Source organism: Salinimicrobium sp. TH3, assembly GCF_026676115.1.
In the GTDB taxonomy this organism is placed as follows: domain Bacteria; phylum Bacteroidota; class Bacteroidia; order Flavobacteriales; family Flavobacteriaceae; genus Salinimicrobium.
This window is the reverse complement of record NZ_JAPONB010000002.1, coordinates 459,568-483,675: the sequence shown is the minus strand read 5'-3', so window position 1 is coordinate 483,675 and position 24,108 is coordinate 459,568. Positions and strand designations below refer to the sequence as shown.

At 41.4% G+C, this 24,108-nt stretch carries 25 protein-coding genes; 6 read left to right on the top strand and 19 right to left on the bottom strand.

The features are described from left to right. Positions 1-23: 23 nt before the first annotated feature. From recA to OU683_RS05450, 3 genes are all read left to right on the top strand, one after another. On the top strand, positions 24-1,037 hold the full coding sequence (gene recA / locus OU683_RS05460; RefSeq protein ID WP_029034338.1) for a recombinase RecA: 1,014 nt from the start codon (positions 24-26) through the stop codon (positions 1,035-1,037). A gap of 420 nt (positions 1,038-1,457) precedes the next feature. Then, positions 1,458-2,000 carry an RNA polymerase sigma factor gene (locus tag OU683_RS05455; protein WP_268136024.1) on the top strand — a complete coding sequence of 181 codons (543 nt, stop codon included), beginning with the start codon at positions 1,458-1,460 and terminating at the stop codon, positions 1,998-2,000. Then, positions 2,000-3,307, top strand: coding sequence for a putative outer membrane beta-barrel protein (locus tag OU683_RS05450; RefSeq protein WP_268136022.1), 1,308 nt, complete (start codon positions 2,000-2,002; stop codon positions 3,305-3,307). The genes OU683_RS05455 and OU683_RS05450 overlap by 1 nt, the downstream gene beginning before the upstream one ends. On the opposite strand, the gene OU683_RS05445 is transcribed toward OU683_RS05450, so the two are convergent. Further along, a complete protein-coding gene (locus tag OU683_RS05445; RefSeq protein WP_268136020.1) occupies positions 3,304-4,047 on the bottom strand; it encodes a lysophospholipid acyltransferase family protein in 744 nt (247 codons plus the stop codon). The genes OU683_RS05450 and OU683_RS05445 overlap by 4 nt on opposite strands. A 74-nt stretch (positions 4,048-4,121) precedes the next feature. On the opposite strand from OU683_RS05445, the gene trpS reads away from it, so the two are divergent. Beyond that, a complete protein-coding gene (gene trpS, locus OU683_RS05440; protein ID WP_268136018.1) occupies positions 4,122-5,090 on the top strand; it encodes a tryptophan--tRNA ligase in 969 nt (322 codons plus the stop codon). On the opposite strand, the gene dprA is transcribed toward trpS, so the two are convergent. Then, positions 5,087-6,187: a DNA-processing protein DprA gene (dprA, locus tag OU683_RS05435; protein WP_268136016.1), complete on the bottom strand. Its 1,101-nt coding sequence runs from the start codon at positions 6,185-6,187 to the stop codon at positions 5,087-5,089. The two genes, trpS and dprA, sit on opposite strands and share 4 nt — an antisense overlap. 95 nt (positions 6,188-6,282) lie before the next feature. Here dprA and OU683_RS05430 point away from each other — a divergent pair, with 95 nt between their 5' ends. Together OU683_RS05430 and OU683_RS05425 are read left to right on the top strand one after the other, a co-directional pair. After that, positions 6,283-7,212, top strand: coding sequence for an HU domain-containing protein (locus OU683_RS05430; protein ID WP_268136014.1), 930 nt, complete (start codon positions 6,283-6,285; stop codon positions 7,210-7,212). A 223-nt stretch (positions 7,213-7,435) separates the two neighbouring features. Further along, the gene (locus OU683_RS05425) at positions 7,436-7,951 is read left to right on the top strand and encodes an acyl-CoA thioesterase (protein ID WP_228913912.1); all 516 of its coding nucleotides are present in this window, start codon (positions 7,436-7,438) and stop codon (positions 7,949-7,951) included. Positions 7,952-8,182: 231 nt separating this feature from the next. Here OU683_RS05425 and OU683_RS05420 read toward each other — a convergent pair whose 3' ends face one another. The 17 genes from OU683_RS05420 to porW all read right to left on the bottom strand — a co-directional run bounded on the left by OU683_RS05420 (position 8,183) and on the right by porW (position 24,033). Further along, complete coding sequence (locus OU683_RS05420; RefSeq protein WP_268136011.1) at positions 8,183-9,406, bottom strand: murein hydrolase activator EnvC family protein; 1,224 nt, start codon at positions 9,404-9,406, stop codon at positions 8,183-8,185. Next, positions 9,403-10,185, bottom strand: coding sequence for a lipoprotein insertase outer membrane protein LolB1 (gene lolB1 / locus OU683_RS05415; protein ID WP_268136009.1), 783 nt, complete (start codon positions 10,183-10,185; stop codon positions 9,403-9,405). Before lolB1 ends, OU683_RS05420 begins: the two co-directional genes overlap by 4 nt. Positions 10,186-10,191: 6 nt before the next feature. Next, a complete protein-coding gene (locus OU683_RS05410; protein ID WP_268136007.1) occupies positions 10,192-11,553 on the bottom strand; it encodes a tetratricopeptide repeat protein in 1,362 nt (453 codons plus the stop codon). Positions 11,554-11,574: 21 nt separating this feature from the next. Further along, a complete protein-coding gene (locus OU683_RS05405; protein WP_268136005.1) occupies positions 11,575-12,585 on the bottom strand; it encodes a sugar phosphate nucleotidyltransferase in 1,011 nt (336 codons plus the stop codon). Between the two features lie 124 nt (positions 12,586-12,709). Continuing rightward, the gene (gene dut, locus OU683_RS05400) at positions 12,710-13,141 is read right to left on the bottom strand and encodes a dUTP diphosphatase (protein WP_268136003.1); all 432 of its coding nucleotides are present in this window, start codon (positions 13,139-13,141) and stop codon (positions 12,710-12,712) included. Between the two features lie 30 nt (positions 13,142-13,171). Beyond that, positions 13,172-14,626, bottom strand: coding sequence for an oligosaccharide flippase family protein (locus OU683_RS05395; protein WP_268136001.1), 1,455 nt, complete (start codon positions 14,624-14,626; stop codon positions 13,172-13,174). A 35-nt stretch (positions 14,627-14,661) separates the two neighbouring features. Further along, positions 14,662-15,168 (bottom strand): hypothetical protein, encoded by a 507-nt coding sequence (locus tag OU683_RS05390; RefSeq protein ID WP_268135999.1) that lies wholly within the window; start codon positions 15,166-15,168, stop codon positions 14,662-14,664. A gap of 120 nt (positions 15,169-15,288) precedes the next feature. Next, complete coding sequence (gene atpG, locus OU683_RS05385; RefSeq protein ID WP_268135997.1) at positions 15,289-16,149, bottom strand: ATP synthase F1 subunit gamma; 861 nt, start codon at positions 16,147-16,149, stop codon at positions 15,289-15,291. Between the two features lie 116 nt (positions 16,150-16,265). Then, positions 16,266-17,846: a F0F1 ATP synthase subunit alpha gene (gene atpA / locus OU683_RS05380; protein WP_228913903.1), complete on the bottom strand. Its 1,581-nt coding sequence runs from the start codon at positions 17,844-17,846 to the stop codon at positions 16,266-16,268. A 44-nt stretch (positions 17,847-17,890) separates the two neighbouring features. Further along, on the bottom strand, positions 17,891-18,445 hold the full coding sequence (gene atpH, locus OU683_RS05375; protein ID WP_268135994.1) for an ATP synthase F1 subunit delta: 555 nt from the start codon (positions 18,443-18,445) through the stop codon (positions 17,891-17,893). A 4-nt stretch (positions 18,446-18,449) separates the two neighbouring features. Beyond that, the gene (locus OU683_RS05370; protein ID WP_228913901.1) at positions 18,450-18,950 is read right to left on the bottom strand and encodes a F0F1 ATP synthase subunit B; all 501 of its coding nucleotides are present in this window, start codon (positions 18,948-18,950) and stop codon (positions 18,450-18,452) included. Positions 18,951-19,037: 87 nt separating this feature from the next. Next, on the bottom strand, positions 19,038-19,235 hold the full coding sequence (atpE, locus tag OU683_RS05365) for an ATP synthase F0 subunit C (protein WP_029036344.1): 198 nt from the start codon (positions 19,233-19,235) through the stop codon (positions 19,038-19,040). Between the two features lie 43 nt (positions 19,236-19,278). Further along, positions 19,279-20,391, bottom strand: a complete 1,113-nt coding sequence (atpB, locus tag OU683_RS05360) for a F0F1 ATP synthase subunit A (protein ID WP_268135991.1) — start codon at positions 20,389-20,391, stop codon at positions 19,279-19,281. Between the two features lie 106 nt (positions 20,392-20,497). Continuing rightward, positions 20,498-20,902 (bottom strand): DUF6168 family protein, encoded by a 405-nt coding sequence (locus OU683_RS05355; RefSeq protein WP_268135989.1) that lies wholly within the window; start codon positions 20,900-20,902, stop codon positions 20,498-20,500. Further along, positions 20,899-21,129 carry an AtpZ/AtpI family protein gene (locus tag OU683_RS05350; RefSeq protein WP_268135987.1) on the bottom strand — a complete coding sequence of 77 codons (231 nt, stop codon included), beginning with the start codon at positions 21,127-21,129 and terminating at the stop codon, positions 20,899-20,901. The genes OU683_RS05355 and OU683_RS05350 overlap by 4 nt, the downstream gene beginning before the upstream one ends. Then, positions 21,089-21,502 carry a bactofilin family protein gene (locus tag OU683_RS05345; protein WP_268135985.1) on the bottom strand — a complete coding sequence of 138 codons (414 nt, stop codon included), beginning with the start codon at positions 21,500-21,502 and terminating at the stop codon, positions 21,089-21,091. The genes OU683_RS05350 and OU683_RS05345 overlap by 41 nt, the downstream gene beginning before the upstream one ends. Continuing rightward, the gene (gene porW / locus OU683_RS05340) at positions 21,502-24,033 is read right to left on the bottom strand and encodes a type IX secretion system periplasmic lipoprotein PorW/SprE (RefSeq protein WP_268135983.1); all 2,532 of its coding nucleotides are present in this window, start codon (positions 24,031-24,033) and stop codon (positions 21,502-21,504) included. Before porW ends, OU683_RS05345 begins: the two co-directional genes overlap by 1 nt. Between the last annotated feature and the right edge of the window lie 75 nt (positions 24,034-24,108).

Here is a 24,108-nt window from a genome sequence, read left to right as displayed (position 1 = left end):
TCATATAAAAGAAGCAGAATTAGATGAGTAACGAGAAAGAAAAAGAAGCAAAGTTAAAAGCCCTAAAGCTCACCCTTGACAAGATGGATAAAACCTATGGAAAAGGGACAGTAATGAAGATGAGTGACCAGAGTGTCCTTGATGTTGACGTGATCCCGAGTGGATCTTTAGGTCTTGATCTTGCACTTGGAGTTGGAGGATATCCTCGCGGAAGAGTTATCGAAATATATGGACCTGAATCTTCAGGTAAAACAACCCTTACCTTACACGCCATAGCCGAGGCACAAAAGGCAGGAGGAATTGCTGCATTTATTGATGCAGAACATGCCTTTGATCGTTTTTATGCTGAAAAACTCGGGATCGATCTTGAAAACCTGATCATTTCGCAGCCCGACAACGGCGAGCAGGCACTTGAAATTGCCGATAACCTGATACGTTCGGGAGCTATTGACATTATCGTAATTGATTCTGTTGCTGCCTTAACGCCAAAGTCGGAAATTGAAGGTGAGATGGGAGATTCAAAAATGGGATTACACGCCCGCCTTATGTCTCAGGCACTTAGAAAGTTAACCGCTTCCATAAGCAAAACCCACTGTACCGTTATTTTCATCAACCAGTTGAGAGAGAAGATTGGGGTAATGTTCGGAAATCCTGAAACTACTACAGGAGGAAACGCCTTGAAATTCTATGCTTCAATTCGTCTGGACATTAGAAGATCAACCCAAATCAAGGATAGCAATAGCGAAGTCCAGGGGAACAAGACAAGGGTGAAAGTTGTAAAGAACAAGGTTGCTCCCCCCTTCAAAACTGCCGAATTTGACATCATGTATGGGGAAGGGGTCTCTAAGATTGGAGAGATCATCGACATAGGTGTGGATTATGAGATCATTAAAAAGAGTGGTTCATGGTTTAGCTATGAAGACACCAAACTTGGCCAGGGCCGTGATGCTGTGAAAATTTTGTTGAAGGACAATCCAGATCTTATGGAGGAGCTCGAAACAAAAATTGTGGCGGCCATGAAAGTTGCAAAAGCATAAAAAACACTTAAAATCCCGAAATTTTCGGGATTTTTTCTTTTTCGGGCGCAACCATTTCCACTTTTCTGCATCTCTATAATAGAGACCCCAATTTGCCATTGCCGTTATGAAAGATCGACCAGAGACTAATGACTGCGACCCGTATTGTGAAAAAGGCATAACAAAGAGGGAAATTTTAAAGGCTAATTCCTCCGGAAGACCGGGAACCTCTCACGATTCCCGATCTTCCTTTTTTAAAAAATCTCACCCCCCACAACATTTAAGAAGTTCATTTAGCCGCCTGCCGGTTTTTATTTGTGTTGCAGAACCAGCTGAAATTCCTATATTTAGGTTTCCTCATGGCCCTCTGCGACCAAAGGAGAACTATAAAAGAGCGGCCACTTTGCTGCCATTTTTCAACAGCACTTAAAGATTGGGATATTGAGCATCAAACAACTCATACAAAAATGCAAAAAGCAGGACATAAAGGCGCAGGAGCAGCTTTATAAGATGTTTGCGCATAAATTGTTCCCTGTTTGCCTTAAGTATTCTTCCAGTTATCAACAGGCAGAAGACAACCTCCAGGACGCATTTTTGATGATCTTTAAGAATATGCCCCAATATAAAAACAAAGGTTCCTTTGAAGGCTGGATGAAAAGGATCGTAATCAACACTGCCCTTCAAAAATACCGTAAACAAACAGTTTTTGAAATCATTAAAGATGATTACCATAAAGAGCCCGAAGTTGAAGTAGAAGAAGATGAAGTTTCTGTCGATTATTTACTCGAGATCATTCAACAGTTGCCCGACAGGTACAGGCAGGTTTTTAACCTGTACGTACTCGATGGGTTTTCTCATAAAGAAATTGCAGAAATGCTGAATATTTCAACCGGAACCTCAAAATCCAACCTGGCAAGGGCCAGAGTGATCCTGAAAGAAAAAATAGAAACCAGCCTTTATAAAACCGCCGCCCGCTCTGTATAATGAAAGAAAAAAAATTCATAGACCGGCTCTATCAGGAGAAGTTTCGGGATTTTGAAGCGGCACCTCGCGATGCTGTTTGGAAATCTTTAGAAGCCAAACTTCAGGAAAAGCAAAAGCGGCGGGCAGTTGTTCCTCTTTGGTACAGGTATGCCGGTGTTGCTGCATTACTGGCGTTTCTCCTAATGCTTGGAGACTGGATACTTCCTGTGCCTCCTCCTGCAGCGGTAGCGAACGAAGAAATAGAAGAAATAACACTCCCTCCTGCCTCGCCGTCCATTTCCCCGGCTGGTTCTCAGGAAATTATAGCTCCTTCGGGAGCAACGAGGGCCATTGTTAAAAATGATTATTCTAAGGAAGAATCAAATCTAAATTCTACTCCTGTAATTGCTCTAAATACTTCCGGAAAAGAATTAAGAAACACTGAGGAAGCTGCTTCAAAAATAGCTTTGAAAAATGCTATTTTTGACACACCTGTCCCGGTAGCAGAGGTTCCGCTTCAGCAAGAAAAAAAGAATTCCATTCCTGAAGAGCTGAAGCCTTCAATCTTTGATGCTCTTAAACCTTCCGAAGAAATAGAGATTGCCAGCAGTGAGCGCAAAAATAATTTTGAGGTCTCCACTCATGCAACTCCTATCTATTATGGGAAAATGGGCAAAGCAAACCCTCTTGACGTGGGTTACAATGACAGCCGTGAGGCAGAAGTCACATATTCCTATGGGGTGAGACTGGCCATGAACATTAGCGAAAGAGTAAAAATAAGATCTGGGATAAGCCGGGTGGACCTTAGTTACAGTTCCAGCGGTCTGGGTTACAGGACGGCTACAGGAATTTATTCTGTGAGGAATGCTTCTTTGGTAAAAATTAACGACACAGATGTGAAAATGGTCACAGGCGGTGTGAATGGCAGGACCCGAAGTAGCACGAATCGTACGCCTTCAGGAATAATTACTCAGGGGAACTTAAACCAGAAGATGGGATATATTGAAGTTCCCGTAGAATTTGAAATTAACCTTGTAGAGAAGAAGCTCGAACTAAATCTTATTGGAGGGGGAAGTACACTTTTCCTGGATGAAAATGAAGTTACCCTTAACACTGGCAACATTTCTGCAGCAGGAAAGGCCGAAAATCTTAATGATGTAAGCTTTAGTGCAAACCTTGGGCTTGGAGTGGATTATAATCTTTCAGAAAAATTTAAGCTCAACCTGGAGCCTATTCTAAAGTATCAAATAAATACATTTGATAGACCCACGGGAGACGTGCAACCCTACTTTTTTGGAGTCTATACCGGGTTTAGTTTCAAATTTTAAGCCCGTTGATCATTCATTAATTCCTGTTGGATAATATTCCAGGTCTTTTCTCTGATTTCCTTTTTATTCTCTTGCCCCAGGCCTTGTGTAGGTATAAATTCTTTAATTTTCACCCTCATTCTTCCAGGACTACCTTTTGTGAAAATATAAGGAAACCGTTTTTTGTTGTCAAAGAATACGAGTGGCACAATAGGGATTTGATGCGCTATTGCCAGTCTAAAAGCCCCGTCTTTAAAGGTATCGAGAAGGAGCGAAGTATCTGAGGGCACACCACCTTCGGGAAAAATACAAATGCTGGTACCATTGTTTAGCCTGCGTTGAGCACTATCAAAAACTTCTTTCCGGCTTCTTTGATTTCCACGGTCAACCAAGATGCAGGTGCGTTTATAGAAGTATCCAAAAAGGGGAATTTTGACCAGCTCTTTTTTTCCGACAAAAACAAAAGGGCTCTTCACAACTGCAAGCATGAGCATAATATCGGTCATCGACGTATGATTTGCTACAAGCATGTAACTTTCCCCTTTTACCAGTTTCTGCTCCCGTTTGATCTTTGGATAAAATCCCATTCCGTAGAGAATAAACAAAGCCCACCAGCGGGCGATCATAAAAAATTGCGGGTAGAACTTCGTGCGGGAAGTAAACAAAAGTAAAACCGGAAAAAATACGATTATGGGAATGGCCATCAAGATGTAGAACCATATTCTCCATAAGACAACCAGGAAAGACCTAAGTATGTACATGCGGCCAAAAGTAAGGAATTGAATTGAAGGTATTCCTTAAAAAGGATACCTTTGTAGAAAAATATAAAAAGCCAATGTCAAGAATTCTTACGGGAGTACAAAGTACCGGTACTCCTCACCTTGGAAACATTTTAGGAGCGATTATCCCCGCCGTGGAAATGGCAAACAAACCAAAGAATGATTCATTTTTATTTATAGCAAATCTCCATACGCTTACCCAAATAAAGGATCCCAAAATTTTAAGGGATAATACTCTCTCTACGGCAGCAACCTGGCTGGCTTTTGGTCTTGATGTTGACAAAACGGTGTTCTACAGACAAAGCGATATCCCACAGGTGACAGAGCTTACCTGGTACCTCAATTGTTTTTTCCCATATCAAAGGTTGACACTGGCCCATTCTTTTAAAGATAAAGCCGACAGACTTGAGGACGTGAACGCAGGGCTTTTCGATTATCCCATTCTAATGGCTGCAGATATTCTTTTGTATGATGCCGAAATTGTGCCGGTAGGGAAAGATCAATTACAACACCTGGAAATGACAAGGGATGTGGCCTCCCGCTTCCATGCAAAAATGGGAGAAACATTTGTAATGCCCGATGCCCGCGTTTCTGAAGAAACCATGTATGTACCGGGAACAGACGGCGAAAAGATGAGTAAGTCCAAAGGCAATATCATCAACCTCTTCCTGCCCGACAAGCAGCTTAGAAAGCAGATCATGGCTATTCAAACGGATAGCACACCACTGGAAGATCCCAAAGATCCTGATACCGATAATGTATTCAACATCTATAAACTTGTAGCCACCAAAGAGCAGACAGCAGAAATGCGACAGAAATATGAGGCTGGAGGTTTTGGTTATGGTCATGCCAAACAGGCGCTTTACGAGCTATTGATCACAAGATTCGAGAAAGAACGCTCCCAGTACAATTACTATATGGAAAACCCTGAAAAAATAGAAGAGGCACTTGAGGTAGGAGCCGAAAAAGCCCGAAAAGTAGCCCATGAGGTACTAAACAGAGTTAGAAAGAAGTTAGGATATTAGACTGCTTCAAATAATTTTCCAGGCAGAGGTCGCACTACTCCTTTAAGTTCCATGTTGAGCAAAAGGCTTGCGGCCTTGAATGTGGGAATACTACAGTTGAGGGCAATTAGATCGAGTTGCTCTTTACCTTTGTCTTTCAAATAGCCGTAAAGAGCCTGTTCATCTTCCTCGAGCTCTACAAAAAGCTGCTTTTGGACAGGTTTGGTCTTAGAATCTGGTAACCAGTTAAGGATATACACAACATCTGCCGCAGAGGTTAACACATGAGCCTGCTGGGATTTAATAAGCATATTACAGCCTTTGCTCTGCAGGTCTGTAGGTCGACCGGGCACTGCAAAAACTTCCCGGTTATAGGAATTTGCAATATCGGCAGTTACAAGGGAACCTCCTTTTTCAGCACTTTCTATAACGACGGTAGCCTCACTAAGCCCGGCTATTATACGGTTCCGTTTTAAAAAATTATTACGGTCAAAAATATCTGTACTCCAAAAATCGGTTAAGAATCCGCCGTTTTCTTCTACTCCTGCAATATATTTTTGATGCACCCCGGGATAGATCTGGTTTAGACCATGCGCAAGGCAACCAATAGTTTGCAAATTGTATTTCATGGCTGCCTTTTGTGCAGCTATATCAATTCCATAGGCAAAACCCGATACTATTACAGGGTCCAGCGGTGCAAGCTCTTCTATGAATTTCTCAACAAAAGCCACTCCGTGTGTGGTTGCCCTGCGTGTGCCAACAATGCTTAAGATTTTTTTGTTGATAAGATCTATGTTTCCCCGTTGGAAAAGCAGGATGGGACCATCCAAACAATGTTTTAATTTCTCGGGATAGTCTTTATCCTGAAAATACAATGTTCTAATGTCATTTTTAAAGATATACTCCAACTCCTTTTCGGCAGCTTCAAGATTTTTGGATGAAAAAAGATCGTTGAGCTTCGTACTGCCTATACCATCTATTTTAAGTAAAGCAGATTTTTTTTCCTTAAAAACCGCTTCGGCAGAACCCGTGTGACGGATAAGTTTTTTAGCCGATGCATCCCCAAGATTTGGAACATGCTGAAGGGCTAAAACAAACTGTAAATCAGAAACTTCCATGTCAAAATTAAAGCCTGAAAAATAGAGCAAAAATTTGTTAATAAAATATGTGAAGCCTGTTTTTTGAGAAAATAAAAATTTCTACATTTGTTTCAATGGCAGTAGCAAATTACATCCACGATCTATTATACCGATACGAATGCGTGATCCTTCCGGGATTTGGAGCTTTTATCACTCAACAACACTCGGCAGGCATACGTCAATCTACTCAGGAGTTTTATCCTCCAAAAAAAACGGTTTCTTTTAACCGTCAGTTGGTTAAGAACGACGGTCTTTTGGCGAATTACATCATGGAGGCTGAAAATGTTTCCTATGATGCTGCTATTGAACAGATCAATTATTTTGTTCACGAGCTCGAACTTGTACTGGAAAAGAACAGAACGGTGAATTTTGAAAATGTAGGTTCTTTTACCTTGAATGAAGGTGAGAAATTACAATTTGAACCTGCTACACAAACGAATTTCCTGAAAGAAGCATTCGGACTGGGTTCCTTTAAAAGGTCCAGTGTTTCCAGAGAAGTTTACAAACAACAGGCTGAAGAACTGGAAGAAAAAGCTCCCGTTGCCTTTACTCCCGAAAGAAGATCTGGACGCTGGTTAAAGTACGCAGCTGTAAGCCTTCTTGCTATTGGCCTTAGCGGTGCTGCCGGATTTAATGTTTATACCGATCAGGTAAGCGAACACAATATTGCCGAACAACAAAAAGCTGTTTCCAAACTGGAAAGTCAAATCCAGCAAGCTACTTTTGTAATTGACAATCCACTTCCTGCCGTTACTTTAAAGGTTTCAAAACAAACAGGGGATTTCCATATTGTTGCAGGTGCCTTTAGAGAAGCCGAGAATGCTGCAAAAGCAGTTGAGGAATTAAAGGAACAGGGCTTTAAGGCCAGACAGATTGGTGAAAACAGATTCGGTCTTCACCAGGTTTTATCCAGCAGTCACGAAAGCCGCAGGGATGCTATAAATGAGCTTTACAGGGTGAAAAAGACCAATCCAGGAGCCTGGCTACTTGTGGAAAAACTGTAAATTAATTTACCTACCTTATTTTTTAATTAGCAGTAAAAGAAATTCAGGCTACCTCATTTCGGCTGTAATTAATGCTTTATTCCTTTGCTTTTTTTGTACTCTAGGTTAAATGACTGAGCCTTTAAAGTCATTATTACCCGTTAAATAGTGCCCCACTTACTTTTTAATAAGGTCTTAAGTCTTTTTTAATCCTAAGCAGCTTACCTTTGCCGAAAATTCAGAAATGCAAGCCAGAACTCCCGAAGAATCAAAAACTACCCTTACAGATCTTGTTCTCCCAAGCGAAACAAACCCTTTAAACAACCTTTTTGGAGGGGAACTACTCGCGCGTATGGATCGCGCAGCCAGTATTGCCGCTCGTAGGCACAGCCGCAGAATAGTAGTTACCGCCTCGGTCAATCATGTAGCTTTTAATAAAGCAGTACCTCTGGGAAGTGTGGTGACCGTGGAAGCAAAAGTTTCAAGGGCTTTTAAGTCTTCAATGGAAATCTATATTGATGTGTGGGTAGAGGATCGTGAGAGTGGGCGACGTAGCAAAGCCAACGAAGCCATTTATACTTTCGTTGCTGTTGATGAGACCGGAACTCCTGTAAGTATCCCTCCTCTGGAACCCGAAACTGAACTGGAAAAACAACGTTACGACGCAGCTTTGCGCCGCAAACAACTTAGTCTTGTTTTGGCAGGAAAAATGAAGCCGGCTGACGCTACAGAGCTTAAGGCCTTGTTTGTAAATTCGTAGGTGATTATTAAATTACATTAGGTAGGACTATATTCCTAAACCTCAAAAAAAAATATACCGCTCCTCTGGAGCTCCTGGTTTCCTTTGATTCCGTTTCCAGAAATATGTCGCTTCTCCGGAGCTAAAATACAGAACCTACCGGATTTTTTTAGGTTCTAAACGTGTTGTAAAGTCTTCCTTCATTCCTATGAGTCTTGGCTCTCATGTCTTGATTCTTGACTCTTTCAAAAATTACATCTGATAGATCCATTCCTCGGGATTTAACTTTTGATTATTTTTGTACATCACGAAGTACAGGGTTGTTCTCCCATCGGTCTTGTTTATCGCAATATCTCCAAGATCCTGGCCCAGGGAAACCTGCTGTCCTTTTCGAACATCAACAGATTCCAGGTGGTTATAGATTGTTATGTAGTCACCATGTCTAACCATGACCATAAGACTGGATCCCTTTACCGCAATAATCTCACTCACAGTACCTCCAAATACGGCCCTGGCCTTTGTATTAGGATCTGTAGCGATCCTTACTCCATTGCTGTTCATAGTAGCCGTTTTCACAATGGGGTGAGGCTGGGTTCCAAATCGTAAAACAACGGTTCCGGTCCTTACCGGCCACGGCAATTGTCCTTTATTCTTTTCAAAATCGGCGGCAAGGGCTTTTGCCTCAGGCGTTAGTTTAAAAACACTTCTTGATGTAGAACCCTCGGCTTTATTGTTTGCCGCAATGGCTTCCTCAATTATTCTTTCAATCTCGCGGTCAATAGCATTAATTTCCTGCTGCTTTTTACGCAACTGTGATGCAAACTGCCCCTCCTTTTTACGTACTTCGGCAATTAGTCCCTGCTGCTGTTTTCTGCTCTTATCAAGTTGCGCCCGGGTTTGACGGTTTTCAGCAATAAGTTTATCCTTTGCCTTCTTCTGTTCTGCCAGACTTTGATTAAGCTCCTGAAGCTCTCCTGTTCGGATCTTTATCTCCTCCCCTTGTTGATGCCTGTAATTTGCATACTGCTTCATATACTGAAGTCTTTTATAGGCTTGCAAAAAGTTTTCCGATGAAAGAAGGAACATGATCCTGCTTTGCTGAGATTTACTTTTATAAGACCGGCGGATCATTTTGCTGTAGTCTTCCTTGAGCTGCTCCAGCTCCTTGCGAAGCTCACCAATCTTATTTTGATTAGTATTGATCTCACGGGTGAGTAAATTCGCCTGTTGATTTGTTACCCGAATAAGATTTTCTGTCGTACGAATTTGCTGGTCGAGGTCTTCTACCTCGGTAAGTATGGACTTTTGCTTTTGTAGATTTGAAGTACGCAAAGAATTAATCCTCTTGATCTCTTGCTGTAACTCCAGCCTACGCTGTTCCAGCTCCTCCCGCTTATTTTCCTGAGCAAAGCCATGGAGACTCAACAATAAAAATCCTGCAAAAAAGGCAAGTCGTAGTAGAACCTTTATCTTCATTCTATGCTAATTTCTTCGTAGCCCGAAGGTATTGAAAAAGGAAATGAAACCGGAACATTGAATTCAATGTTTCTAAAGCTCATGTCAATTCTTGTATTATCGGCAGCTTGAGTGGCAATAATCTGAATTTGCGATGGGAAAATTTGTCCCTGAACCTTTTGATATTCGGGATAAGTGACTGTTACACTCCTGTTTTCACGCTCCTGCCCCAGTTGCTGTGCGACGGCTTTGAAATTTCCCGCGTCGAGCAGGAACATACGCTTAAGAAAATTCTCCTGAACAGGCTGTAGTTGATAACCCCGGGCAGATTCTGTCAACTTATATCTTTCATCTCTAAGGTCATAAATGGTTTGCCCCAGCAAAAGATTCTGAACCTTTTGGTAATCCAGCGGAGTCCCCAACAAATCGCTCAATAAACTGAAATCTCCATTGAAGTAAGTTTTTGTGATTTTCTCATAGAACTGAACCGAGTTGGGAGTGATCATCACCTTCGCCAGGGGTATCCCCAGCAACTGGCCACTCATCCAGATAGTATCATCCTTTTTCATCCTGAAGTTCACTGTCACGCTCTGGCTTCTTTCCTTAGTCTGATAGTTTAAGCCAAGCTTTCCCTGTAAGGTTTCAAAATCAACCTCATTATCATAGTGTTGGTTGACTACGGCCGCAACAGCAGCATCTTCGGGAGCTACAGTGCCCATTTTAGCTTTTCTTGCCCCACCACAGGAGGAGAAAAGAATTAGAGTTAAAAGAAGCAGGGGGATAATCCGTTTGTAGGTCATTCAGTTTTAATTTATTTTTTCAGCTTTTTTTAAAGCCTCTTCAGCTTTCTGGGCTTGATTGAGCCCATTATATGTCACAGCTAATTGCCTGTAAAATTCCTTTTCGTTTTCGGGATCCTCAATGAGATAATCCAGGCCGGTGAGCAACGCTTCTTCAGCTTTTTTAAAGTCTTTAAGCACGTTGTGTGCTGTGCCTTCCATAAGGAACAGCCAGGCTTGAGTCGGGAAGATCTCTAATCCTTTTTGGCTTAGTAGTTTTACCTCTTCAAAATTTGCGGCTTCAGCTACCAGTTTTATTACATCACGGTATAATCCGAAATCATCTTTTTCATGCTCAAGAGCAGTCCTGTAATAATTTAAGGCTTCTGCCTTATTTCCCTTTTCGATAAAGAAAGTTCCCAACTGCTTATAAACCTTGAGATTGTTTTCTTTTTCTGAGAATACCTGTACCAGCTGTATCAAATCTTCTTCCAAAGAAGGATTTTCGGTGACATATATTAAAAAATCATTGAGCGCCTGATATTTTGTAACCTCGTCAATTTGATCACTGTTGAGCAGGACATTCATAGATTTTACTGCCTTTTCAGCTTCATCACCGGCAATGTAGAACTTGTACAGGGCCAGATGGACAAGCTCAGAATCGGGATTCATAGCCAACAGCTCTTTTGCCGTCTCAAAAGCCTTCTCCACCTGCCCATTTTCACTGTAGACAAAGATCAGGTTGAGATAGTCTTTCTCATCCTGCGGATTGTCTTCAATATTCTCCTGCAGATCATTAATTTGTGCCTCCACATTATTGGTGCGGGCATAAACCTGTCGCCGCAGACTTTCCCTGTAGGTACTGGAGCCTTTAGTATTATCCAGCGAGTCCAGCAAACCAAGTGCTGCCTCGTACTGCTCATTCTGGATATACAGATTTACCAGATCTTCGGAAAAAGCAGGGTTCAGCCTTGCCAAATCCTTTACCACAGGTAGAGCCCTATCATATTCCTTACTTTGAAAATACGTGGTATAAAGTTCTTCCAGAATTCCCTCATTTTTGGGAACTGCTTTCCGGCCTTTTTCCAGATATACCGCAGCCTGGGAATATTGACCAAGAGCATTATAATTTTTGCCCAGCTCAAGATAAACTACAGGCTCATCGGGTTTTAATGCAAGGGCTTGCACTAATGCATCTATAGCCTTCTCATGATTCTCAATCGCCTTTTGCTTAAGAGCTTCAAAAAAATGTTCCTGAAAAGCATCTGTTACATTTCCCAGGTCATCCTGGGCCATTTCCACCACCGGCTTCTGTTTCTCCTGGGCATAGGAAACATTTCCCACCGGCAGCAGGGTCAAAAATGGGATTATGTAAAGATATTTTTTCATGCATTTTTACTGCCACGATATCTATTCCAGTACAGAGTAATCGCCAATACTAATTTCGGTAAACTTACCATTGAATTTAGCAAAGTTCCCAATCATAGCGTTGTTCAAATCGGCATTTTGGACTTCTGCAAAAGTCTGGATCAGGCTGTTCTTTATTGTTGAATTAGTAATTTTTGTTCCGTTCCCAATAGAAACATTAGGTCCAATTTTGGCATTTTTGAGTACCACGTTCTCCCCGATGAAACAAGGTTCAATAATTTCAGAATTTTCCATTTCCACGTTGGAAGCCACAAGTTCTTCTCCGTCATCCTGAAGAAATTTCAGCATTCGAGTGTTGGTTTCTACCGTTACCTGCTTATTCCCGCAGTCCATCCATTCATCTACTTTCCCGGGAACGAACCTCGCACCTTTTTGCTTCATGGATTCGATCCCGTCATTGATCTGGTATTCACCGCCACGAATTATGTTATTGTCCAACACTCCCTGCAGCTCATTTTTTAATACCGCAACATCTTTGAAGTAGTAGATTCCAATAACTGCCAGGTCTGAAACATAATCTGTAGGTTTTTCAACAAGATCGGTGATCTCACGCTTCTCGTTTAACTTCACTACGCCATAGGCTGATGGATTTTCTACCTGTTTCACCCATATTACCGCATCGGCTTCTTTATCTAACGTAAAATCGGCCTTAAAAAGTGTATCGGCGTAAGCGATCACAGCCGGACCTTCCAAAGAGTCTTTGGCGCACATGATCGCATGTCCTGTTCCAAGAGGCTTATCCTGATAATAGATTGTTCCTTTGGCTCCCAGGGTTTGGGCAATTTCTTTAAGATCCTTTTCAACCTTATCGCCAAAATCTTCGCCAATTATGAAAGCTATCTCGTCTATTTTTTCATCGAGTACTTTGGCAATATCTTCTACAAGACGGTGTACAATTGGTTTACCGGCAATAGGAATTAAAGGTTTTGGAACAGTTAAAGTATGAGGACGTAGTCGCGACCCGCGACCCGCCATGGGAACTATGATTTTCATTTTTTAGATATTAGATTTGAGATCTGAGACATGAGATTAAAAATCCCGACTCTGTTATTCGTTTGTTTTCGTTTTTAATTATTGGGGGGTTTAACCCGCCGACTGAGCACTGAATACTGCCAACTTATACTCCGGTGCTTCCAAAGCCACCTGTGCCGCGGGAGGTCTCTTCGAGATTCTCCACTTCTTTCCAGGTGATATGTTCATGTCGGGAAATTACCATTTGCGCAATACGTTCCCCATCCTGAATAGTGAATTCTTCGTTGGAAAGATTCACGAGGATCACCCCGATTTCACCACGATAATCGGCATCTATAGTGCCGGGAGAATTGAGTACGGTAATACCTTTTTTGGCAGCCAAACCGCTTCGGGGTCTTACCTGTGCCTCGTATCCAACAGGCAATTCAATGAATAAACCCGTCTTAATGATAACTCTCTCCAGTGGTTTTAACGAAACAGATTCAGAAATATTTGCCCGCAGATCCATCCCTGCAGAGGAACCGGTCTCATAAGCGGGTAATTCGTGCTTTGATTTGTTGATTATTTTTACGTTCATTCTATTTAATTTTCTTCAGAAGAAGCAGGATTATGCCTTCTTCAAAAGCTGTTTTAACTGATCTTTTTCGGCGTAATAAATAAGGGCAAAAAAGATAAGAATTAATATACTCCCGATGTAATAATTATTTCTAAAAACATAGAAATAGACCACAGAAAAGCTGATCGAAACCAGGAGGTAGCCTCCTATACGCTTGAGGTCATAGGGAATGGGATAATATTTCCTTCCGAAGTAATAGGAAAGCAACATCATACTGCCGTAAGCCGCCAGGGTCGCAATAGCCGATCCCACATAGCTGTAGTACGGAATAAGCCAAAAGTTAAGGATAAGAGTGAGTGCAGCTCCAAAGCCGGAAATATAAGCCGCAAAACGGGTGCGGTCGCTCACCTTGTACCATACAGAAAGGTTGTGGTAGATTCCCAGGAAAAAGTTGGCCAGCAGGATCATTGGAACTACTACCATGGCTTCCCAATAGGACTCATCCCGAATTATGAGCACCTTTAGTAAATCTGAAAAAATAATAACGAGCAGAAATATAACTGCTCCAAAAATGACGAAATATTTAGTAATTGTTGCGTAAGTCACGGCCGCATTTTTCTCCTTTGCGTGGCTAAAAAAAAATGGCTCAATCCCCATTCTAAAAGCAGTGGCAAAAAGGGTCATAAAAAGAGCCAATTTATAACAGGCCGCATATGCACCGACTTCAGCCTTCGCGATCCCTTCAGGCAATATACTACCGAGAAGAATCTTGTCCACGACTTCGTTAATCGCAAAAGCAATACCCGCCAGAAGAATAGGGGTACCATATTTCATCATTTGTTTCCACAAACCTGAATCGAAAGTGTATTTCAACTTCAGATAAAAAGGCAGCATTACCACTAACGTAAGTGCGCTTGCAATGAGATTGGCAATGAAGATGTATGCGATTTCGAAATCGGGAATATAAAGGCTCTCAAAAAAGGTATTTTTGGATGCCAATTCCGGAAGCCACATGATGAAGAAAACATTTAGCCCCAGATTAACCGCCACATTTCCTATCTTGATCGCTGAATAAACTCCCGGTTTTTCCTTTGCACGGAGCCATCCAAAAGGTATTACCACCAGAGCATCTAAAGCCAGGATAAAAATAACATAATTGAGGTAATAAGCGCCAATATCAGTCCCGGCTGCTATGGAATCTCTGAACAGGAAGGCCAGAACAAGAAAGACTGCTGTAGATACCAGAATCGAAATACTGGAAGTCGCAGTAACTTTTTCCCGATGTTCTTCTTTATGAAAAAAACGAAAAAAAGAGGTTTCCATCCCATAGGCCAGAACTACGTTAAAAAATACGATCCAGGCGAAGACAATAGAAACTTCTCCATATTCCTCTTTCGGAAGATATTCCGTATACAACGGTGTAAGCAGGAAGGACAACATCCTGGGCACCACTGTGGCAATACCGTAAATAAAGGTTTGTTTAAATAGCTTCTGAAAGAGCGCCAATAGTTCCTGCTTGTGAATTCCTCACAAATGTACTATTAATGCCGAATGTTTTTAGGGTTTTTTAGCCGCACTTCTTCCGAATCCTTTTTCTCAATATCTTTTATCCTGAAGAATTTCTCTTTACCATTCCTGGTATATCTCACTACAGCTTCCCCTTCGGCAAGTTCAAAGGGAATTTTTTCAATCCTTAGAGGAACTTCATTTCCATATTCCATTTTTGGATCCCTGTGCATCACCAGATCCTTTTTTTCCCCCGGATCTTTAAACCGGGCGACATAAAGATTGGGTGTATTTTGCTCTTTTTGAAGCACTCCTTTCCTTCCGCGGAAGAAAACCGTATCCATTTGTATCTCTGCATCTGCAGCTACTGGAATAAACAAATTAAACCCAGATCCTGCTCCTTTCACACCTCCTGTCCAGGTAGTGTAATAAGCCTGCTGAACAGCCTTGGGTGGTTCTTCCTGAAGGTGTTTCCCGTTGGCACAATTGCTAAAGCTGAAGATGACTAAAAGGGCCGAAAAGGAGAGATAAAAAGGTTTCATGGTGTTAATTGTTTACTGTTTAGGCAATAGTACTTCAATTTTAGTACCAATTAAAAATAAAAAACTCCATGCCTGTCGACATGGAGTTGTATAAAGCTGAAATTCAGCTGTATATTATTTCTATTTATTTAAAGCTTCAGCTCCACCTACGATCTCAAGGATCTCATTGGTAATAGAAGCCTGTCGCGCTTTATTGTATGATAGTTTTAGGGAATCCCTAAGTTCGGTAGCATTATCTGTAGCTTTATGCATGGCAGTCATACGCGCACCGTGTTCAGAAGCGAAAGAATCTCTTAGCGCCTTATAAACCTGCATTTTTAGGGACTTGGGAATTAGTTCCAGTACGATCTCTTCTTTTGAAGGTTCGAAAATATAATCTAAAGTAACATTCTCATCTTTTTCAACCGGCACGATAGGCAGGAACTGTTCTACCTGAACTTTCTGAGTAGCCGCATTTACAAACTGATTGTAAATGAGAACTATTTTATCGTATTTACCCTCAACAAACAACTTCATAAGGTCCTGCGCAACAGCCTCTGCATTTTCAAAACTAAGATCATCATAGATTTCAGTCTCATTGCGAAAGATCTTGTGAGTCTTTTTTAGAATGTCATTCGCTTTCTTACCAATGGTAAAGAATTCAACATTTTTGTTTTCGTAATCACGATTCACAACATACTTTGATGCCTTAACAATGTTTGAGTTAAACGCACCTGCCAATCCACGATTGGAAGAAATTGATACTATAAGGACATTATTCACCTCCCGCTGTTCAGAATACTTGCTGCTTTGGTCACTATCAAGAGTGGCGCTAAGCGACTGTAGCAATTCAGAAAGCTTTTCAGAATAAGGTCTCATTGCAGTAATGGCATCCTGGGCTTTGCTCAACTTTGCAGCCGATACCATTTTCATGGCACTGGTGATCTGCATGGTTGAAGAAACCGAGGTGATCCTGCTTCGTAATTCTTTTAAATTGGCCATTATTGTTAAGTATTGAGTATTGAGATATTAGATGTGAGATCAAATATCTCAATACTTTAATTCAAATTTGAAAACAGGAAGTGAGCTTCTCAATACTCACTTCTCCATACTCAATACTACTTTTTATATTTAGCTGAAAGCTCTTTTACTACCTGTGTAAGCGTATCTGTAATCTCATCTGTAAGCTTACCGGCTTTTAATTGATCAAGTACATCTCTGTGCTTGGCATCAAGATATTCCAGGTATTCCTTTTCGAACTCTCTAATCCTGTCTACAGGAACGTTTCTCAAAAGGTTCTTTGCACCTGCATAGATGATGGCGATTTGGTTCTCCACAGGGTAAGGATTGTTCTCTGCCTGCTTAAGGATCTCCACGTTACGCTTACCTTTTTCAATGATATTAAGAGTTGCAGGGTCAAGATCTGATCCAAACTTCGCAAAAGCTTCAAGTTCGCGATACTGCGCCTGGTCAAGTTTAAGGGTACCCGCTACTTTCTTCATGGATTTAATCTGAGCTGCACCACCAACACGGGATACCGAGATACCTACGTTAATTGCAGGACGCACACCCGAGTTAAATAAATCTGAAGTAAGGAAAATCTGTCCATCGGTGATCGAGATCACGTTGGTAGGGATATAAGCCGAAACGTCACCCGCCTGAGTCTCAATAAGCGGAAGTGCTGTAAGCGATCCTCCCCCTTTAACTTTATCTTTAAGAACGTCTGGAAGATCGTTCATACTTGCAGCAATGTCATCATCATTAATGATCTTTGCAGCACGCTCAAGAAGTCTTGAGTGAAGGAAGAAAACGTCTCCAGGATATGCTTCACGTCCCGGTGGACGTCTTAGAAGCAAAGATACCTCACGGTAAGCAACAGCCTGTTTTGAAAGATCATCATAAACGATCAATGCAGGACGACCGGTATCTCTAAAGTACTCACCTATCGCAGCGCCTGCAAATGGCGCATAAACCTGCATTGGAGCAGGGTCAGATGCGTTTGCAGCAACAATAGTAGTATAGGCAAGAGCTCCCTTGTCCTCAAGAGTCTTAGCAATACCAGCAACTGTAGAGGCTTTTTGCCCGATAGCTACATATATACAATAAACAGGTTCCCCTGCATCATAAAATTCTTTCTGGTTAAGGATGGTATCAATAACCACGGCAGTCTTACCGGTTTGACGGTCACCAATAACAAGCTCTCTCTGTCCACGTCCAATTGGAACCATGGCATCGATAGACTTAATCCCCGTTTGAAGAGGCTCGGTTACCGGTTGGCGGTAAATTACACCCGGTGCTTTACGCTCAAGTGGCATCTGGAAAGTTTCTCCTTCAATTGGACCTTTTCCATCAATTGGCGCTCCAAGAGTATCAACAACACGTCCTACGATTCCTTCACCTACATTGATAGAAGCAATTCTCTGGGTCCTTTTAACAGTAGCTCCTTCTTTTACCTGCTTGTAAGGGCCTAAAAGTACAACCCCAACATTATCTTCTTCAAGGTTAAGTACGATTCCTTCAAGTCCACCTTCAAACTCCACCAACTCGCCGTATTGCGCATTCGCCAGTCCGTAAACGTTAGCGATACCATCCCCAATATTGAGTACAGTACCTACTTCGTCAAGTGAAGCCTTAGCCTCAAACCCGGAAAGCTGTTTCTTTAAAATCGCTGATACTTCAGCCGGATTAATTTCTGCCATAATTATTTAGAATAAAATGCTGCGCCATGGCGCAACGGTTTTCATTAAATTTTTGTAACGTATGTATTGTTCAGTAATTCTCTTTTCAAATTGGTGAGCTGGGCGCTAACACTTCCGTTATACTGTATGTCCCCAACTCTTAAAATGAATCCGCCAATGATACTCTCATCGATAATATTTTCGATTTTAGCCTCATTCCCTGTCAACTCCTTAACTTTTTGCTGAATCTTAGCTTCCAACGCAGGAGTAAGAGGAATAGCCGTTGTTACCCTGGCTACCTGAACCCCGTTCATCTCATTAAAAAGACGGTTGTAATTCTTTGCTACCAGTGGAAGAATATCAAGACGGTTATTCTCGATCAAAATTGTGAACAATCCTGAAGTAACTCCATTTACAGATCTAAAGATCTCTAAAAGGGCACTTTTCTTCATGTTATTTTTAATCACAGGATTCTTGAGAAAATTCCTGAGATCACTGCTATTCGCAATGGTTTCACTAATGGTGGTCATGTCATCATTAACCTCATTAGCGACGTTCTTATCTTTTGCCAGGCTCAAAAGTGCTTTGGCATATCTTGCGGCGGCTCTGCTTCCCTGCATCTTCTTAATTTAAGGTAACATCATCAAGCATATCTTCAACCAGTCTTTCCTGCTTTGCTTTGGTTGAAAGCTCTTCTCTTACCACTTTTTCGGCTATTTGAACAGACAAAGTTGCTACCTGATTTTTAATATCGGCAAGAGCGGCATTCTTTTCAGTTTGGATAGTAGCTTTTGCCTGCTGGATCATTTTCTCTCCTTCTTTCTGTGCATCTTCTTTTGCTTCAGAAATCATTTTATCCTTGATCTGTCTGGCTTCCTTGATCATGTTGTCACGCTCCAAACGAGCTTCCTGTAACAATTTCTCATTATCTGCCTGCAGGTTTTGCATCTCTTTACGAGCTTTTTCAGCCGAATCAAGTGCATCCTGGATTCCCTGCTCCCTTGAATTCAAGGCATCTAAAATGGGTTTCCATGCAAATTTGCGAAGTAACGCGATAAGCACGACCAGGATAATGATCTGCCAGAAAAACAATCCAAAAGAAAAATCGTTGACTAACTTTTCCATATTCTATTTATTTCTTCTATTGTTTAATTTTTAATAAATCAAGCCTTGCAGCCAACCGCTGCAAAGCCTGAAGTTTTTTCTGATTGATTATACTGCGAAAAGAGCAGCAAAAGCAACACCTTCCAAAAGTGCAGCGATGATAATCATTGCAGTTTGGATTTTACCGGCAGCTTCTGGCTGACGTGCAATTCCTTCCATTGCAGCGCTACCAATCTTACCAAGACCAAAACCGGCTCCAATAATAATTAAACCAGCTCCAATCAAATCTAAATTTAAGGCTTCCATACTTATTTATTAAAAATTAAACTTACTCTTAAAAACGTTTATACTATAATACGGGAATGTCTTCGTTATCGGCAGGATGATCATGATCATGCTCTTCAACCGCCATCCCTATGTAAAGGGCACTAAGCAGGGTGAAGATATATGCCTGTAGAAAAGCTACCAGTAATTCGATAATTGAAATAAAAATTGTAAATCCAAAGAACGCAGGTCCTGCGATCCAGTTTTGGAATATTACGATCAATCCAAGCAATGTCATCACGATCACGTGACCAGCCGTCATGTTGGCAAAAAGTCGAATCATAAGTGCGAATGGCTTGGTGAACATTCCCAAAACTTCGATCGGGGCAAGAATGATCTTCATAGGAACAGGAACACCAGGCATCCAAAAAATGTGCTTCCAGTAATCTTTATTCCCCGAGAACTGAACAATAATGAATGTTACCAGGGCCAGTGCGAAGGTTACCGCAATATTTCCTGTCACGTTCACACCAAGTGGTGTCATACCTAAAAGGTTAAGGATCCAGATAAAAAAGAAAACTGTTAACAGGAATCCAGTATATTTTCGATAGTTCTTCCCGATGTTTGGCTTAGCTATTTCATCACGTACGTAAAGAACAAGCGGTTCAAGAACACGTCCAAATTTCTTTGGTATTGCTCTCTTTTTATATGTATTTGCAAGACTTGTGAAAAGAATGAGCATTAAAAGACTCACAAGCATCATTGTAAGCACATTCTTAGTGATTGAAAAATCCCATGGCCTTTCATTTGCCGGAAAACCATCTTCATCATAGGTAATGGTTCCCTCGGCATTAGTTTTATAAATATGAGAGTGATACAAACGGTAATGCTGCCCGTCAACCTCAACGATATCTTCACCATGATGAAATTTACCAGAGGAAAAAACTTTCAATCCGTCATCCCAAAGGATTACCGGAAGTGGAAAGCCATAGTGAGCCCCGGTCTCCGCATCCGAAAAGAAATTCACGTAATAAGAGTCGGCAAGGTGATGATCAATGTATGCCTCGATTTCTTCTTCGGTGTTAACTTTTGCGTCCTCCCCTTCCTGAGGTTCTTTAACACTAAATGCCTGTGAGTTGAAACTCACAAACATTAAAAGACAGGCTAATAAAAACTTCGCAACGTTTTCCTTTTGCATTTTCAGGTAAATTACAGTCCTTTAATTCGGCTGCAAATGTACATAATTATATAAAAAAAAGCAGCCTATGTACACTATTAGTTTTTTTCTACCGAAAGAAGCCTAATTACTTGTCATTCGAGAAGTTAGTGCGGTTAAGAATTTTTGCGATGAAGACAATTTCCACCACGATGCACAGTGCGTAAGGAACAAAAAAATGCAAAAAGACAGATTTGTCCAAATCAAACTCTGATGTTTTTATGAGGTAAAAGAAGATACCCAGCTTTACCATCCCGCTAATTAAAAAGATAAAACCTAACTGTTCTTTAAGATGTTCACTGGCCAAAATAATCGTGGAGGTGAACAGCAGCGTAATGCCCACATTGAATTTATAGGCAAAGTTCACCAGGTCCATGGGGCGGTCATTCTGAAAATAAGTTAAAAATCCATAATGGAATCCATAACTTATCCCGGCCACTAGAAAAAGCAAAAAAGTAAACCTCAACAGGTCTTTGAAAATTTCAGGATTCAATTATTGTAGCGTTTGAGTTGTTTTAGAACAACGTAGACTGAAGCGACTAAACCAAAAAGAACAAAACCAATTGTAAACCAGTTCTTTTCCATTGGATATCTTTCATCCAGTTTTTTTCCAATCCAGGCGCAAATGAAGATCGTGGCGCCCATTTGAAAAGCAATCCCGGTAAATACAGCCCAATTCTTAAGCTGACTTTTCTTGTCGTTGTTTTTCTCCTCTTTCATTGCGAATTGCTTTCACCCCGTCCCGCATTGTGCAGGTGGCGTTAAAAGTTGCTCCAGGCTCTACCGCCAGTTTAGAAACTATGGCTTCCCCTTCAATTACTGCTGTGCTTCGAAGACTCAGTGTCCCCTGGATCTTGAGATTACCAGAAAATTTTCCTTCAATGTCGGCATTTTCGCATTCCAGCTCTCCATTCACACAACCATCTTTTCCTATTACTACTTTCCCGGGGGTTTTTACGGTTCCTTCTACACAACCGTCTATCCTAAAGCCGCCTTTGGCTTCAATGTTTCCCTTGATCTTTGTGCCGGGGGATATTTTATTTTGCTCTTTGCTGTTCTCTGTTATCGATTTTGCCTTATCCTGTTTAAACATTACTGTGTGGGGGTGTTTAATGAATCTAAGTAGGTTTCAATGTTTTTATGGATCTGCACGATCCTGTAGTTTGGGGTGGAAATATAAAAAGATTTTTTATCAATCGGGTATTTATCGTCCCCCTTCAATCTTTGGGCAAAAGTATTTGCCTCTGCAGCGGAATTAAAACCATGAACTACAACAAAATCCTGTTCCTTATTGTAAACATCCCGCGAAACTTTACCGGAATAACCAAACTCCTGCATGGCACTCAAAAGTGTCTCCTGTAACTCAATGGCTCCCTCCTGTTCTTCTTTTCCAAAAGGAAAGATCAACTTAAAGGAAGTGCCGGAAGTATCCGGAACAAATTGTGATCCCGCTATAGCAGGCAAGGCCTGATTAATAATTTCCTGGGCTTTTTTACCTTCAATAGACTGCGGGTAATTAAGCGCAACATAATTAAGGCTCGCTTTATAGGCCTCAAACCCGTACAACCTTCCTTCTGCCATGGCTTTTAAAAGTTCCAGTTTTGGAACTATCTCATCTCCTGCAAATTGACCGGTTAATTGATCTACCTCTGCAATAACATTTTCATATTCCTGATTTTCATAACTGCTATACAACTGTTCATAGATAGCCGTTGGATTGTTCTCATCCCTTAATAAGCTCTCGGGGTTTGAAAGAATAGCAGCATATCGGGAATCGGGATAGGTGACTAAAATGTCATTTTTGAGAGATTGTGCCCGGGCAGTCATTCCGAGATCTGAATAAATTTTATAAAGATTGTATTTCGCAGGCAGCAATAATCTCTCTTCAGGCTTATTACCTATTACAAACTCCAACCTTTCAGCCGCCAGTTCGTTTTCGTTAAACTTTTCCCTGTAGATCAATCCAAGTTGATAACTCGCAAAATTAAGATCCCCTTTTATACTGTCCAGCACAGCTACATCAGTAGGAATAGTTTTTATATATGACTGAGGATCAAATTTTGGATCGTTATCAATAAGTTCATTCACTCCTTCGGTAACCAGGTCTTCGCCGCCGCCACTAATGCGGCGTGTACGCCAGTTATCGGCAAGTTCCCTGTCACCCCACAACCTGAAAAACTCCTGCTTTCCATAGGCCACAGCCGTGGGATTATAAAAATAGAATGAGGAACCGGGATTTGGTATCCCGGGCATAGCAGGACGTTTATTCTCAAAGAAATTCTGCGCTTCCTGCTGCTGTGCAGGACGTTCGGCTTCGCTTTTAGCCTGCTCCCTTAGTTTGGTAGTGTATTCATTAAAGAATTCCAGTTGCCCCTCTTCAGACAAAGATGCGAGATAGAGAATACTATCGGCTTTTTGGGCCATTTTTTCGTAGTAGATCACATCATCCAGGTTATCCCGCTTTCTCTTTATGAGCCGGTATTCCCGTGAATTTTCAGACAATTTCGAAAGAGTGCTGTCAAAGTATGCCCCGGCTACTTCGTAACGGGCAGCATCAAAATTAATATTTCCCAGAGTTTGATAATCCAGGGACTGCAGGTAAGTATTATTAGAAGGTGTTCGAAGTGAACGATTGTAGTAATCTATAGCGAGTTCTGAGGAATCCTGCTGATAATGAAATTCGGCAAGCTGAAAGTATATTTTATCAAGGTATGGCCTGTTTTCCCTGTCTTCTGCAAGAGCATTTAGTTGTTCGAGAACAAGAGCTTTTTCTTTTGCAGTGACATTCAAATATTCTATTTGCCTAATCATTGCATTAACCAGGTAAATGCGTGGGATCTTTCTATTAAGATCGATCACCCGGTCAAAAGCATAAGAAGCACTATCTCGTTTTCCCAAAACATCATAAAGTTGGCCGGTGATATACCAGTAACGCCCTTCTTTATTTTTTTCACCTGTTAATTCGGCCGCACGTTTGATGTGTGCCACAGCAGTATCGGGAGCATTAATATTCAGGTAAGCCTGAGCCAGTATTGCCGAAGCCTCTGCCCTGTCATCCTCGTCCAGTCGCTCACTTTCCAGGATCTTTTTCAAATTTTTGATAGCCAGTTGGTCAAATTCTAGACGCATATTTGTCTTTTCCCGCCAAATCCTGGCCTCATTAATTGTATTGCTAAGAGGATATTTGTGAAGTATGTAATTAAAAGCTTCCAGAGCCGGCACAAAGCGCTGATCATAATATCTCGCCTTTCCCAACAATAAATAGGCCTCATCAATCTGCGGATTCGTTTCGGATCCTTCAATCAACATGGAGTGCCGCTGAATTGCCTTTACCGCTTTTTCTTCGGCTACAAGAAAATTGGGGTTGATGTTCTCACCGGGAGCCAATACCTCCTCTTTGATCGCCATACGTTCCACCGGAAGTATTCCCCAATAATTGTCAAGGTAGCTTTCATTAAGAGCTTTAATCCCCAGATCAAGAGCTAAATTCCCGTTGTAGAGTGTGTTATATTCCGCTGTAACGGCATGCCAGTTGCGGTTGAGAAAGGTGTTCTTTTTCCTCGAGCAACCTGTGATAGAGATCAACAGGAACAAAATAGCAATAACCTTTATAGATAGTTTCAAATCAACAGATCCTTCTTATTAGCAATAACTTAAATGTGCCGTAAATATTATTGTGAGTGGGTAAAAATAGCGAAT

What these genes read in the sequence shown, in the direction of transcription:
- atpE (WP_029036344.1), bottom strand. Translation starts at nt 19,235, where the DNA reads ATGGAAGCCTTAAATTTAGATTTGATTGGAGCTGGTTTAATTATTATT.
- OU683_RS05450 (WP_268136022.1), top strand. Translation starts at nt 2,000, where the DNA reads ATGAAAGAAAAAAAATTCATAGACCGGCTCTATCAGGAGAAGTTTCGG.
- OU683_RS05370 (WP_228913901.1), bottom strand. Translation starts at nt 18,950, where the DNA reads ATGGAAAAGTTAGTCAACGATTTTTCTTTTGGATTGTTTTTCTGGCAG.
- atpB (WP_268135991.1), bottom strand. Translation starts at nt 20,391, where the DNA reads ATGCAAAAGGAAAACGTTGCGAAGTTTTTATTAGCCTGTCTTTTAATG.
- dprA (WP_268136016.1), bottom strand. Translation starts at nt 6,187, where the DNA reads ATGGAAGTTTCTGATTTACAGTTTGTTTTAGCCCTTCAGCATGTTCCA.
- OU683_RS05390 (WP_268135999.1), bottom strand. Translation starts at nt 15,168, where the DNA reads ATGAAACCTTTTTATCTCTCCTTTTCGGCCCTTTTAGTCATCTTCAGC.
- dut (WP_268136003.1), bottom strand. Translation starts at nt 13,141, where the DNA reads ATGAACGTAAAAATAATCAACAAATCAAAGCACGAATTACCCGCTTAT.
- atpG (WP_268135997.1), bottom strand. Translation starts at nt 16,149, where the DNA reads ATGGCCAATTTAAAAGAATTACGAAGCAGGATCACCTCGGTTTCTTCA.
- atpA (WP_228913903.1), bottom strand. Translation starts at nt 17,846, where the DNA reads ATGGCAGAAATTAATCCGGCTGAAGTATCAGCGATTTTAAAGAAACAG.
- recA (WP_029034338.1), top strand. Translation starts at nt 24, where the DNA reads ATGAGTAACGAGAAAGAAAAAGAAGCAAAGTTAAAAGCCCTAAAGCTC.
- lolB1 (WP_268136009.1), bottom strand. Translation starts at nt 10,185, where the DNA reads ATGACCTACAAACGGATTATCCCCCTGCTTCTTTTAACTCTAATTCTT.
- OU683_RS05405 (WP_268136005.1), bottom strand. Translation starts at nt 12,585, where the DNA reads ATGAAAATCATAGTTCCCATGGCGGGTCGCGGGTCGCGACTACGTCCT.
- OU683_RS05350 (WP_268135987.1), bottom strand. Translation starts at nt 21,129, where the DNA reads ATGAAAGAGGAGAAAAACAACGACAAGAAAAGTCAGCTTAAGAATTGG.
- OU683_RS05345 (WP_268135985.1), bottom strand. Translation starts at nt 21,502, where the DNA reads ATGTTTAAACAGGATAAGGCAAAATCGATAACAGAGAACAGCAAAGAG.
- OU683_RS05430 (WP_268136014.1), top strand. Translation starts at nt 6,283, where the DNA reads ATGGCAGTAGCAAATTACATCCACGATCTATTATACCGATACGAATGC.
- OU683_RS05410 (WP_268136007.1), bottom strand. Translation starts at nt 11,553, where the DNA reads ATGAAAAAATATCTTTACATAATCCCATTTTTGACCCTGCTGCCGGTG.
- OU683_RS05425 (WP_228913912.1), top strand. Translation starts at nt 7,436, where the DNA reads ATGCAAGCCAGAACTCCCGAAGAATCAAAAACTACCCTTACAGATCTT.
- atpH (WP_268135994.1), bottom strand. Translation starts at nt 18,445, where the DNA reads ATGCAGGGAAGCAGAGCCGCCGCAAGATATGCCAAAGCACTTTTGAGC.
- trpS (WP_268136018.1), top strand. Translation starts at nt 4,122, where the DNA reads ATGTCAAGAATTCTTACGGGAGTACAAAGTACCGGTACTCCTCACCTT.
- OU683_RS05445 (WP_268136020.1), bottom strand. Translation starts at nt 4,047, where the DNA reads ATGTACATACTTAGGTCTTTCCTGGTTGTCTTATGGAGAATATGGTTC.
- OU683_RS05420 (WP_268136011.1), bottom strand. Translation starts at nt 9,406, where the DNA reads ATGAAGATAAAGGTTCTACTACGACTTGCCTTTTTTGCAGGATTTTTA.